A 13307-nucleotide genomic window follows, 5' to 3' on the forward strand; every position below is an offset into this window, starting at 1 on the left:
AAATCCCTTAATCTATTACTGCAAAGGAGACTGACTATGGGTAGCAAACGGAAGAAGTACAAATTTATGAACAGTATCTTCTGGGTATCATTTACCATCATTTTTTTATTCGCCTTGTGGGGTGCTTTAGCTCCAGGGGCACTAGCCTCCCAGGCAAATACCATCTATGGCTTCATTGCTAATACATTTGGCTGGTTCTATTTAGCTTTTGTCCTCTTCATTATCATCTTCAACTTTTATTTAGCATTCAGTAAATACGGAAAGGTTAAACTGGGCGGTGAAAATACCAAGCCGAAGTATCCGATTTTCACTTGGATCGCTATGCTATTCAGTACCGGTTTCGGTGTCAGTATCGTGTTCTGGGGTGTTGCCGAACCGATGACCCACTTTGGGTCGCCGCCACCATTTGATAATGTCGAACCTGAAACTGCTGAAGCTGCTCGAGTAGCGATGTGGAACGCCTTTTTCAATAACGGTATCCACCAATGGGCTTCTTTCACATTCGTAGGCTTGGCTCTTTCTTATTTCATCTATCGGCAGGACGAAAGAAGCTTGATTAGTGATACCATGAACCCTGTTATCGGCAATTCAGGGAAGAAGCCGCTTCGAAATACAATTGATATCATCGCGGTCATTGCAACAGTAATGGGTGTTGCCACTACCTTAGGCTTAAGTGTGCTGCAGATCAATGGCGGGCTCGGTTTCGTTTTTGATGTGCCAGCTGGGGCCACCACCCAAATTATCATCGTTGCATTGATGTTTCTATTCTTTATGGTCTCGACTATTTCCGGTCTGGACCGCGGAATCAAATACTTAAGTAATACCAACCTGGCACTTGCACTCTTGCTTATGGTAATAGTTTTGTTCATCGGCCCGACTGGGTTCATCCTTGATACCATAACCATGGGGATTGGTGATTATTTACAAAACTTTTTCCAGGCAAGCTTAAGATTAGACCAATATACAGATGGAACCTGGGTTCAGGATTGGCCGGTTTATTATTGGGCATGGACAATTGCATGGGCGCCATTTGTCGGTATGTTCGTCGCCCGGATTTCAAAAGGGCGGACCGTCCGGGAATTTGTATTAGGTGTTATGGTAGCTCCTCCAGCTATCGGGATTATCTGGATTGGAATCTTCGGTGGCACAGCGATTAACCTAGACCTTTTCCATGGAACAGACATTGCAGGTGCGGTAGCTAAAGATGAAACCACTGCACTATTCAATATGTTGCAAAACATACCGTTAGGCACTGTTCTCTCTGTTTTAGCAATCTGTTTGTTGTTTACATTTCTGGTCACATCAGCCGACTCCGCTACCTTCGTACTGGGAATGATGACCTCGAATGGAGACAACAATCCGTCTGTCATCGTAAAAGTCGTGTGGGGTTCCTTAATCGCTGTTCTGGCTGCTGTCTTAATTATCAGTGCTGGATTAAAAGGTTTACAGACGGCTTCCTTGATAGGAGCGCTGCCATTCTCCTTTGTACTGCTGGTAGCTGCGATTTCTTTATTGAAATCAATCCGGGAAGATTATAAAGATGCTCGCAGGAAAGCCGAGAAAAAAGCAGAAGAAAAACGCCATCAGCGGGTTATCGATCATATCGAGGAAAATTATGATTGGAATGAAAATGATCAGTAAAATCACGAAAGTCCTCTCGATGCGAGAGGGCTTTTTTCTGCGTAACATCCAATAGACGGCTTTCTAAATATATGAAGTTATAACTTTTACATCATATGTTCCGAATATGCTTCATACCATCCTCCAAAAAAATTTAGTATACCCTAATTACTTAACACAAAATAGCAACCTCGCCAAAGGTTGCTATTTTTGTCCTACGTTATTTATTTTCTATCTTCATATTTTGCTGAAATAAGACCTAATGTAGTGCCTAAAATCGCACCACCCAGCACTTCCAGTGGCTGGTGTCCCAGCAGCTCCTTCAATTCCTTTTCCCGCTGAACGAATTCCAGGCTCGGAAAATCTTCGGATATCATAGCAAAACTGTCTTCTAATTCATTAACCAGTTTGGCAATCTCCCCTGTATGACGGCGGATTCCCTGGGCGTCATACATGACGATTACCCCAAAAACAACCGCTAACGCAGTTTCCGTATGACGTGAACCTCTATTCGCCGCTATGTAAGTAGCGAGCGCTGAAACGCCAGCCGAGTGCGAACTTGGCATGCCGCCTGTTGTTGCGACCTGTTTTATATCCCATTCTCCTGACACACGTTTATGTGTCAGTATCTTTATTCCCTGCGCAATCCCTATTCCAGCTAAAGCTGTCAATATTCCTTTGTTCATTTTATCATCCATTTCTTAACCCTCCACTCTTTCATATACTTTCCCCAATCTCGCTTCTTCTATTTTCATTACCCGAAATGGGAAGATTTATTCAAGAAAGTCATTACGAAGATTACAGGTTCGGTATGTTAAAATGAAAGAATCGTTTAACGAGAAAGCACACCCCAAAGAGCTTAGGAGTGAAGAATTAATGGACAAAAAAGATGTAGCTGGAATTCGCAGACAGTTTAAAGTAGACAATGACTTATTGAAGATTTCTGATCTTTTTAATGTATATATCATGAAAGAAACGACGGAAATTTTTCATTATCAGAGTCAGCCGTTCGAAATGCTCGATAGAGATCAACAGGAGCTGTTCATCAATAATTTCAAGAAAGTACTGACAGGTCAGCTGGATGAAAAATTGTTTGAGCTTAAATTTCAACGGGATGCTGACAACCACACCCAACTCATCTTACATAGAGGGCTGCTTAGCAGCGAACTCGAAGACTGGAAGGCACAAATGCTGCAAATGACAGAAAAGATCATTAAAGATCATCCTTACGAAAAAGATGTCGTCATCTCCTTCATTCGCGCCGAATATATGAAGCCGATGAAGCGACGCAATGAAGAAACGGAAGAAAGCGAACGGGACGCTGTCTATTCTCATCCCTTTATCCTTTGCAGCATCAATAAAACGCAGGAGCCTAAAAGAGAATGGCAATTCGACTATATCGAGAAAGAATTCAAGTACAATATCGAGGTGGATCCAGTTATCGATCTCAATGCCCCTATGGCTGGATTCCTTTTCCCGTGCTTTACTGACAACTCAGCCGATGTAAACCATATACTCTATAGTGCCGGCAAGGCAAATGAGCCTGACTACCAATTTATCGAAGAAGTTCTGAATGGCGAAGAAATCATGACAGCAAAAGAAGACAAAGCGGTGTTTGAAGAAGTTATCAGAGATGTCGTCGGAGATCAGCTTCCTCCATCTACCCTGGCTACTGTTTATGGAGAAATCAATAATGTTGTAGAGGAAAATGAAGAAGGAGAAACCCCAAAGCTCGATTACAATGACGTCGAGCGGGTTTTGAGTAGAAGTGGCGCGCAAGTCGAAGCCGAAAAAGTGAAAGACGCTTTTCAAAGAATCACCGATGACGAAACCTACGAACTGAAAGCAAGCAGCATCGTTCCCAAATATAAGTCAAAGTCCATTAAAATCAATACAAAAGTAGCTAATATTTCTATCAGCCCCCAGGATTTGCAGTTTGTGAGGCAAGTCAACAATAATGGGAAACGTTACATTATGATTGAAGTCGAAGAGGATGCAGAGATTGAAGGATTCAAGATGCTTCCGGAAGCTTTTGGTGAATAACGCTTGATAAATCCAACTGCATGTAATACTGAAGGCATTCTCTCATTGAGAATGCCTTCTTTTTGTGAAATAATCATGCCTCACAATTAATATCGTTATTATCACACCACTCTCTAGCGATTGCTTCCATCTTCTTATCTCGGAATTGATACCATTCCTGGTCAATCCCCCAGCGCTGTACCTGATCTTTAAACCTGCGGAAAGCACCACGGCCACGAATAGCTTTCAACAGCTGCTCTCGCTTTCTTTCGTCTCCTAACTGGAAACAAAAATCCTCCATCATGATATATTCGTTAATCTCAAATTTATCAGGTAAACTTACAAAGCGATCTGGATACTCGAGGCATAAATCGGCCCTTTCCCTTTCTTCCTGCTGCCAGTCCGGCAAATGGTCAAATGGCTCTCCATCTTCAGCATCCTGATAAGCTTGTTCACTTAAATGTATGAATGTATAAGTTTCGCGGTCAAATAACGTATAATATTCATCCATTTGCATATCAATGACTTCGCCCACTTCTTTCAGTTTAACCTTCATTCCTTTCACCCTTTCTTATATAGTAATAACTAACTACTTATAGCTTGAGAGAGTATATTAATATATAAAAAAGCAGCAGCCTGATTAAGGCTCCTGCTCTTCTATTACATTTTCTTCTCCAACCACGAGACGCACTCTACGTGAGAAGTCTGCGGGAACATATCGACCGGCTGCACTTCTTTCGTTTCATAACCCCCATCTTCGAGAATTTTCAAATCACGCGCTAAGGTCGATGGATTACACGATACGTAAACGATACGCTCCGGTTCCATTTCTAACATCGACTGCAACAATTGCTCATCGCAGCCTTTTCTAGGTGGGTCGACAACAATAACATCCGGATTCAGCCCTTGTGACTTCCACCATGGCATCACTTTTTCGGCCTGGCCTACATAGAATTCTGCGTTATCAATGTGATTTAACTTAGCATTTTCCTTTGCATCTGCAACAGCTTCGGGCACCACTTCGACGCCATACACTTTTTTAGCGTTCTGGGCTAAGAAAAGCGATATCGTACCGATTCCGCAGTAGGCATCGATGACTTGCTCTTTTCCAGTTAATGCTGCGTAGTCCAATGCTTGATCATATAACGTTTTCGTTTGGCTAGGATTAACTTGATAAAATGATTTAGGCGATATGGCAAATTTGATATCGCCGATGGTATCGTAAATATATTCTTCGCCGTAAAGCACCTTTGTATCGTCACCCAATACGACATTCGTCCGTTTGGGATTTACATTTTGAACAATCGACTTCACACTTGGATAGGCTTCCCGTATTTCATCAATCAGCTTGTCCTGGTCAGGTATTTCTTTTGTTCTTGTGACCAATACGACCATGACATCCTGGGTGTTCTGCCCGGTACGGACCATGATATGGCGCAATACGCCACGATTGCTCTCTTCATCATAGGCTCGAATTCCGTATCGCTCGGCGATACGGCGCACCGCTTCAACCATCCGGTCATTTGATTCATCCTGGACGACACAAGTATCCATATCGATGATATTATGACTCCGTTTTTGATAAAATCCAGCAACCAGGCGACCATCATGCTCTCCCACTGGCATCTGAACTTTGTTACGATAGCGCCATGGGTCCTTCATTCCTTTTACCGGGTGAACAGGTACATGTTCGAGATGGCCAATTTTACGCATCGCATCTTTGACCTGCTTCTGCTTCATTTCCAGCTGCATATCGTAGCTCATATGCTGGATTTGGCATCCACCGCACTGGAAAAAGACATTGCAAGGCGGCTCCACACGTTCCTGACTTTTCTCATGCAGGTCGAGCAGTTTACCGAACCCAAAGTTCTTCTTTACTTTGACAACTTTCACTGTCGCTTTTTCGCCTGGCAGTCCATAGGGAACAAATAGCGGATAGCCATCAATTTTTCCGACGCCGTCTCCTTCATGGGTCAAATCCTCAAAAGTCAGTTCCACCCTTTGATTTTTTTGTACTGGCGGCTTTGGTTTAGCCATTTTACATCGTCCTTTTTCTTAAGTTTTCTCAAAATTAACGCCAACGCTCAATTCCAGAAGAATAACGCCCAATTATATGAGAGAGAGTGAAAACACCCTCATCATTCACTTTCATATCAAATATTTAATAGGTGTTCGCTGACAAAAGTTTAACACAATACCCTTTTGAAAGCGAAAAGGCTGTAGATATTCATATCTACAGCCCCTCCGGCTCTATTTCATATCGATGTCTTCTAATTTCTTTTCTTCTGCGACAAATTTATCTTCAGGGACAAAAAAGTCGATATGTCGATACAAATTTACAAATTTCCCGGGCAATAATCCACCATATTCCCCGTCGATATTCAACTGCATCTTCTCTTCGGTGTGCACTTTGATCAGACTTGCCTTGGTATAAATGATATGCGGATCATTTAAATGCCTTCCCTGGGCTGCTAATGAAGCGATCCGGATAAAATCGGCCATGTTCATCTTTTTGATGATCAGCAGGTCGAATAACCCATCGTTCATTTCGGCACCCGGTGCCAGCTTCTCGAAGCCACCGACTGAGTTTGTATTAGAAACGAGGAAAAGCATGATTTCCCCTTTAAATTCTTTGCCGTCATACTCTATTTCTACATAGGTCGGCCTAAGTGAAGGGAGCATCTCGATTCCTTTCAAATAATAGGCAAGCTGACCCAGCATCGTTTTAAGCTTGCTAGGTACCTCATAGGAAAGTTCGGTCAATTTTCCTCCCCCGGCAATATTCATGAAGTACTGATTATTGACTCTGCCGATATCCAACGCTACAGAATGATCATCCAGAATGACATCGACCGCTTTATGGATATTATTACGTGGTACAGAAAGTGCGCGTGCAAAATCGTTGGTCGTGCCGACAGGGATGATGCCGAGCTTTGGACGGTTTTTCTGTTCAGCGATGCCATTAATCACTTCGTTGATCGTTCCATCACCGCCAGCCGCTACTACGACATCAAAACCACGCTGAACCGCAATGGTAGCGGCTTCTGTCGCATCACCCGCACAGGTAGTGGCATGTGTTGATGTTTCGTAGCCGGCTTGCTCAAAGCGCTGCAGTACATCAGGTAATACTTTTTTAAATACTTCCCTTCCGGAGGTCGGATTATAGATGATCCGAGCACGTTTCATAAGGTCTCCCCCTCATCCAGGCTTGTTCCATTATCTATCATAGCTTGTTTACATTTTTTTCGCCATTATTATAGTGTATGGTCCAAAATTTTAAACATACAAAAGCACGCAGTTCTATGCGTGCTTTCGCAAGCCAGTGTTCTGTTCTTTAGTATGATTTAGTGTTTTTCCATTTCCGAAAGAATGATCTTGTTGACCATCGGCGGATTCGCTTGTCCTTTAGTTTCTTTCATGACCTGACCGACAAGGAAACCAAGGGCACGGTCTTTCCCATTCTTATAATCCTCAATCGACTGCTGATTGTCATCAAGAATCTTCGTGATGATTTCAGTCAGCTGGCCTTCATCAGAAATCTGTACAAGCCCTTTTTCTTTGACGATTTTCTCTGGATCGCCGCCTTTTTCAACTAGTTCGGCAAAAACTTTTTTGGCGATTTTAGAAGAAATTGTACCGTCTTCAAGCAGCTTGATCATCTTAGCAAGCGATTCCGGAGTTAATGCTATCTCATCGAACTCCTTTTGCTGCTTGTTCAGATGAGCGGAAACTTCACCCATCAGCCAGTTGGAGGCTTGTTTGACGTCCGCTCCATGATTGATGGTTTCTTCAAAGAAATCAGACATGGCTTTGTTATTGGTAAGCACCATTGCATCATATTCCGGAAGCTCAAGGTTTTCAATATAACGTTTCTTTCGTGCATCCGGGAGCTCTGGAATTTCTGCACGAATACGCTCTTTCCAATCTTCATCGATATACAGTGGAACCAAATCCGGTTCCGGGAAGTAACGATAATCGTCCGAACCTTCTTTGACACGCATTAAAATCGTTTCTTTCGTCTGTTCATCATAACGGCGTGTCTCCTGCAGGATTTCCCCTCCGGAAAGCAGCACTTGCGCCTGTCGCTTTTCTTCAAACTCCAGACCTTTTTGCACAAAGGAGAATGAATTCAAGTTCTTCAACTCTGTCTTGGTACCGAACTCCTCTTGTCCGATTGGGCGCAGGGAAAGGTTGGCATCACAACGGAGTGAACCTTCTTCCATCTTACAGTCCGATACACCGGTGTACTGGATGATATTCTTCAGTTTTTCCAGGTAGGCATATGCTTCTTGTGGAGAACGAATATCGGGTTCCGATACGATCTCTACAAGCGGTGTACCCTGGCGGTTATAGTCGACCAGCGAGTAGCCTTCGTCGCTATGAGTCAGCTTACCAGCATCTTCTTCTAAATGAAGACGAGTAATTCCGATACGCTTTTTTACCCCATCAACTTCGATATCGATATGGCCGTTTTCCCCAATGGGCTGATCGAATTGGGAAATCTGGTAGGCTTTCGGGTTATCGGGATAGAAGTAGTTCTTCCGGTCGAACTTAGTGTCTGTCGCAATCTCACAATTTAAAGCCATTGCAGCTTTCATAGCGAAATTGACCGCTTCCTCATTCAATACAGGAAGAACACCAGGATACCCGAGGTCAATTGGGTTTACGTTTGTATTCGGCTCATCTCCAAACATATTAGGAGATGGGCTGAAGATTTTTGAGTTTGTTTTTAGTTCTACGTGTACTTCGAGACCGATTACTGTTTCAAAGTTCATGACTGCGCACCTCCAAGGGATGGGCGTTGTTTATGAAAATCTGTCGTTTGCTCAAAAGCATGTGCCGTGCGATACACAGTGGTTTCATCAAAGTGCTTACCGATGATTTGCAGTCCGATCGGAAGTCCATCTGATGAGAACCCGCATGGCACAGAAATTCCTGGGACTCCTGCAAGGTTGACTGGAATCGTCAAAATATCATTGGCATACATCGTCAGTGGGTCATCTACGATCTCACCAACTTTGAAAGCAGGTGTCGGGGTTGTCGGTCCGATAATGACATCGTAGTCTTCCAACACTTTTTCAAAATCATTCTTAATCAATGTACGTACTTGCTGTGCTTTTTTATAATAAGCATCGTAGTATCCAGAGCTTAGCGCAAACGTACCAAGCATGATACGGCGTTTCACTTCATCACCAAAACCTTCGGAACGGGAACGCTTGAACATATCAAGCATGGTTTCGGCATTTTGTGTACGAACACCGTAACGGACACCATCAAAACGAGCAAGGTTAGCAGAGGCTTCTGAAGATGCCAGCAAATAATACGTTGCTACTGCATATTTGGAATGCGGAAGGGAAACCTCTTCCCATGTCGCGCCAAGTTCTTCGTATTTTCTCAACGCGCTCATAACAGCTTCTTTCACTTCAGGAGCGACGCCTTCACTTAGATATTCTTTCGGTACGCCAATTTTCAACCCTTTGACATCCCCTGTTAAAGCATCGGTGAATTTCGGCACGTCAACATCCGCAGAGGTAGCGTCCATTTTGTCGTGTCCGGAAATCGCTTCAAGCAAATAAGCGTTATCTTCTACCGTTCTGGTGATTGGTCCGATTTGGTCCAGAGAAGAAGCAAAAGCGACTAACCCGAACCGTGAAACGCGCCCGTATGTCGGCTTCAATCCGACCACACCACAGAATGCCGCCGGCTGACGGATGGATCCCCCTGTATCTGAACCGAGTGAGAAAAACACTTCGCCTGCAGCGACAGAAGCAGCAGAACCACCACTGGAACCGCCAGGAACGTAATCCGTATTCCATGGGTTGCGTGTTGCATAGTAACTGGAATTCTCGTTGGAAGAACCCATTGCGAATTCATCCATATTCAATTTACCAATTGTTACAGACTTAGCATCTGCTAATTTTTCTACAACCGTTGCATTATATAACGGATCGGTGAAGTTATCCAAAAATTGGCTGGCACAAGTCGTGCGCAAGCCCTTGGTAACAATGTTGTCCTTCACGCCGATCGGCAGTCCGAATAAAGCTGCAGATTCCGTTCCACGTGATGCATCCAGTTCTTCTGCTTGCTTTAATGCTTGTTCTTTATTCAAAGTCAAAAATGCTTTGACTTCGCCATCCACTGCTTCAATACGCTGGTACGATTCTTCGACCAGGTCCGTAACACTGATTTCTTTATTATGTAGCTTCTCCTGAAGCTCTCTTAATGTGTAGTCAAACAATGACATAGGTGTACCTCCTTTATTCCAAAATAGATGGAACCTTGAATTGTCCGTCTTTATGATCTGGTGCGTTATTTATTACATCTTCTTTCTCCAGCCACTTTCTCGGCTCGTCCTTACGCATGACATTCTTCAAGTCCAATACGTGTGTCGTCGGTTTGACATCGGTGGTATCCAGTTCATTTAATTGTTCGGCATACGTAATGATATCGTCCAACTGTTTTGTAAACATGTCCGCCTCTTCTTCACTAATCGCAAGACGGGCCAGATTGGCCACGTGTTTCACTTCATCTTTACTGATTCTAGACATAACCAAACCTCCATTCAGTCTCGTACTCACATAATATTAGATGATACCAAATGATTGATTCAATAAGCAATGTTCAAGTTTTTCACCTTTCCTATCTTAACATAAAACAACGGATAGCTCATAAGAAACTCTTAAATAGGAAGGAAAGCATTACCGCAAGATTTTCTATCCAAATCATGCTATAATTTCGGTGGTACAACCGTTTTCACAACCAACACACCCTATCCCCTCATAGTTTAAGGACTAGAGCAAAGGGGAAGCATTTTTGTATGTGTTGTCACAAAGGAGATCATCAATGCTTGACTACGTTTTGAAAACAAAAGATTCTACATCTGAGTATGTTGTTTTTGTTCATGGTATTGGAGGAAACTCTACGATATTTTATAAGCAGATTAAAGCTTTCCGTAAACATTTCAATGTATTGTCCATCCATCTGCCTGGACATGGTGATTCACCCAGCACGACATCTTATCCGGAAAAAATGAGCTTTCAAACGGTAAACGAGGAAATTATCGCTTTGCTCAACTATTTGAAGATCCCTAAGGCCCATTTTGTTGGAATTTCATTAGGGTCGATGGTTATCCAGAGCTTGATCAGTCATTTTCCTGAACGAGTAAGATCGACGGTACTTGGCGGCTCTATAGTCAGGTTGAATGCGATGGCAAAAGTATTGCTCGTATTGGGTGAAGCACTCAAAAATTTCATGCCTTACCACGCACTATACAAATTGTTCGCGCGTATATTGATGCCAAGATCCAATCATAAATCAGGACGAGAAGCATTTGTCCGGGAAGCCAAAAAAATGAAGCGAAAAGATTTTTTGACCTGGTATAAAGTAGCCAGACACCCGAAAAAGACATTGAAGAAGATCCACAAGGCAGCAAAGGTTCCAAAGTTATTTATCTCGGGAACACAGGATCATCTTTGTATCAAGGATGTTCGCAAGACAGTGCAAAAAGTTGCCCATGCCCAGTTAGCCGAAATTCCGGACTGCGGTCATGTCTGCAATATTGAACAAGCAGACAAGTTCAATGAGTTGGCAATCAACTTCATCAATCAGTATCGTCATAAGAAAAAGATTCAAAACTCTATTGCTTTGTAAACATTTCCATACAGAAAAAAAGAGGCTGTCCCAGTAAGTCTGTTGCAGACTTATGGGACAGCCCTTTTTATTTGATTAACGGCGAGCCGCTTCATCAAATGCACTGATTACTTCTTTCGATGGTTTCTTCCCTGCTAAACTGACAATAACAGCAACAAGGGTGTTCAAAATGAAACCAGGAACAATTTCATACAAGTCGAAGATACCGCCGCTTAGGAAATCAGCCCATACAACGACTGTAACCGCACCGACAATAATACCTGCTAATGCACCGTTTCTAGTAATGCCTTTCCAGAATAGGGACAAGATGATGATCGGACCAAATGCGGCACCGAAACCTGCCCATGCATAGGAAACAAGACTTAACACGGAGCTGTCAGGGTTACCGGCAAGCAGGATTGCGATCAATGCAATTGCCGCAACTGCGATACGGCCTACCCAGACCAATTCACGCTCTGTCGCCTGTTTACGGATGATGGCTTTATAGAAATCTTCAGCCAATGCAGAAGAAGATACAAGCAACTGAGAGTCAATCGTACTCATAATCGCAGACAGAATTGCCGCTAATAAGATACCCGAAATAATCGGGTGAAACAGAATTTGAGAAAATGCGATAAATATTTTTTCAGGGTCTGCAAGCATTTGGACGCCATTTTCATTGACAATTTCGATTCCAAACTGGCTTAACATTCCAACATCCTGGGAATTGATATAAGCAAGACCTGCAATACCTGTAAAAATAGCACCATAAAGACCTAGTACCATCCAGCCGATACCGATGAAACGGGCTTTCGGTACATCTTTTGCTGAACGCAGTGCCATAAAACGTACAAGAATGTGCGGCTGACCGAAGTAACCCAGTCCCCAGGCCATAGACGAAATGATGGCGATGATACCTACACCTTGTACCATATCTACGTGCGACGCGCTAATGTTTCCAACAGCATCAATCGTAGCATCCCATCCACCGATTTGACTGATTGCTACAATCGGAACTGCAATCAACGCGACGAACATCAAGATACCTTGGACGAAGTCTGTCCAACTTACAGCTAGGAAACCACCTAAGAAAGTATAAGAAATGGTTACGATGGCACCGATCCAAAGCGCTTGGGTATAAGTTAATCCAAACGAAGCTTCGAACAGTTTGGCACCTGCTACCATACCGGAAGATGTGTAGAAGGTAAAGAATAGAAGGATTACAAGTGCTGAAATCACGCGCAAAATATGTGAGTTATCGTGGAAGCGATTCTCTAAGTAGTCGGGAACCGTGATCGAATCATTCGCAACCTCCGTGTAAACACGCAGACGACGAGCAACGAATTGCCAGTTCAAATATGCGCCAATGGCAAGACCGACACCGATCCATGCTGCTGAGAATCCAGAAGCATAAATAGCACCAGGCAAACCTAGCAATAGCCATCCACTCATATCCGATGCACCTGCACTTAATGCAGCAACACCAGGTCCAAGACGGCGGCCACCTAATACATAGTCAGATAAATTACTTGTCATTTTGTATGCGGCAAAACCGATGCCAAGCATACCTAAAAGATAGATAATAAACGTTATTAACGTTGCTGTACCCATTGTTTGTTATTCGCTCCTTTCAGTAAATAAGGTTATGACGGATAGTATGATTAATATTGGCATTGGGACAAACAGCCAGAACCATGTTGCCCCGGATAGTGCGAATTCTTCCATATTTCCACCTCCAAGTTTTTTGTCCGTAGCTCCGTTATACACTCCCATGCAATTTTTTAAAAATTTCAAATAATGATTCAAAAGTCACAGGAGTGCTAAATCACAAACGCAGGTACAACTATATCATATACAAATGATTTGAACATTGCAAAAATTATATCATCGACAAACAGATGTATATTTATTCATATAAACACTATATTTAACGTCATATAATTTTTATATGCGATATATATTCATAAAAGGTAATAAAAAAAAATTTAATAAATTTGCAGAAACACCCAATTAAGACGGTACTACTATCTACCCAT

General features: G+C 42.9%; 11 protein-coding genes. 3 read left to right on the top strand and 8 right to left on the bottom strand.

The window, feature by feature from the left end; all coding sequences use genetic code 11:
- Window positions 1-36 precede the first annotated feature (36 nt).
- Window positions 37-1641, top strand: a complete 1605-nt coding sequence (locus ACGTN9_RS09800; protein WP_499592293.1) for a BCCT family transporter — start codon at window positions 37-39, stop codon at window positions 1639-1641.
- A 203-nt stretch (window positions 1642-1844) separates the two neighbouring features.
- On the opposite strand, the gene ACGTN9_RS09805 is transcribed toward ACGTN9_RS09800, so the two are convergent.
- On the bottom strand, window positions 1845-2318 hold the full coding sequence (locus tag ACGTN9_RS09805) for a divergent PAP2 family protein (RefSeq protein ID WP_499592295.1): 474 nt from the start codon (window positions 2316-2318) through the stop codon (window positions 1845-1847).
- A gap of 178 nt (window positions 2319-2496) precedes the next feature.
- Between ACGTN9_RS09805 and ACGTN9_RS09810 the strand changes: the two genes are divergently transcribed.
- Entirely contained in the window at window positions 2497-3663 is a 1167-nt protein-coding gene (locus ACGTN9_RS09810) for a DUF4317 domain-containing protein (protein WP_499592296.1), read from the top strand.
- Between the two features lie 73 nt (window positions 3664-3736).
- On the opposite strand, the gene ACGTN9_RS09815 is transcribed toward ACGTN9_RS09810, so the two are convergent.
- The 6 genes from ACGTN9_RS09815 to gatC all read right to left on the bottom strand — a co-directional run bounded on the left by ACGTN9_RS09815 (window position 3737) and on the right by gatC (window position 10190).
- On the bottom strand, window positions 3737-4198 hold the full coding sequence (locus tag ACGTN9_RS09815) for a UPF0158 family protein (RefSeq protein ID WP_499592298.1): 462 nt from the start codon (window positions 4196-4198) through the stop codon (window positions 3737-3739).
- 104 nt (window positions 4199-4302) lie between these two features.
- Window positions 4303-5679 carry a 23S rRNA (uracil(1939)-C(5))-methyltransferase RlmD gene (gene rlmD / locus ACGTN9_RS09820; RefSeq protein ID WP_499592300.1) on the bottom strand — a complete coding sequence of 459 codons (1377 nt, stop codon included), beginning with the start codon at window positions 5677-5679 and terminating at the stop codon, window positions 4303-4305.
- Window positions 5680-5892: 213 nt separating this feature from the next.
- The gene (locus ACGTN9_RS09825) at window positions 5893-6828 is read right to left on the bottom strand and encodes a diacylglycerol kinase (protein WP_499592301.1); all 936 of its coding nucleotides are present in this window, start codon (window positions 6826-6828) and stop codon (window positions 5893-5895) included.
- Between the two features lie 158 nt (window positions 6829-6986).
- On the bottom strand, window positions 6987-8417 hold the full coding sequence (gatB, locus tag ACGTN9_RS09830; protein WP_499592303.1) for an Asp-tRNA(Asn)/Glu-tRNA(Gln) amidotransferase subunit GatB: 1431 nt from the start codon (window positions 8415-8417) through the stop codon (window positions 6987-6989).
- A complete protein-coding gene (gatA, locus tag ACGTN9_RS09835; RefSeq protein ID WP_499592305.1) occupies window positions 8414-9886 on the bottom strand; it encodes an Asp-tRNA(Asn)/Glu-tRNA(Gln) amidotransferase subunit GatA in 1473 nt (490 codons plus the stop codon). Before gatA ends, gatB begins: the two co-directional genes overlap by 4 nt.
- A 13-nt stretch (window positions 9887-9899) precedes the next feature.
- Entirely contained in the window at window positions 9900-10190 is a 291-nt protein-coding gene (gatC, locus tag ACGTN9_RS09840; RefSeq protein WP_093045347.1) for an Asp-tRNA(Asn)/Glu-tRNA(Gln) amidotransferase subunit GatC, read from the bottom strand.
- A gap of 295 nt (window positions 10191-10485) precedes the next feature.
- Here gatC and ACGTN9_RS09845 point away from each other — a divergent pair, with 295 nt between their 5' ends.
- Window positions 10486-11292 carry an alpha/beta fold hydrolase gene (locus ACGTN9_RS09845; RefSeq protein WP_499592307.1) on the top strand — a complete coding sequence of 269 codons (807 nt, stop codon included), beginning with the start codon at window positions 10486-10488 and terminating at the stop codon, window positions 11290-11292.
- Between the two features lie 75 nt (window positions 11293-11367).
- On the opposite strand, the gene putP is transcribed toward ACGTN9_RS09845, so the two are convergent.
- Window positions 11368-12882, bottom strand: coding sequence for a sodium/proline symporter PutP (putP, locus tag ACGTN9_RS09850; RefSeq protein WP_499592309.1), 1515 nt, complete (start codon window positions 12880-12882; stop codon window positions 11368-11370).
- Window positions 12883-13307: the final 425 nt, after the last annotated feature.

The sequence above is a fragment of the Halobacillus sp. B23F22_5 genome, assembly GCF_043497085.1.
Classification (GTDB): domain Bacteria; phylum Bacillota; class Bacilli; order Bacillales; family Halobacillaceae; genus Thalassobacillus.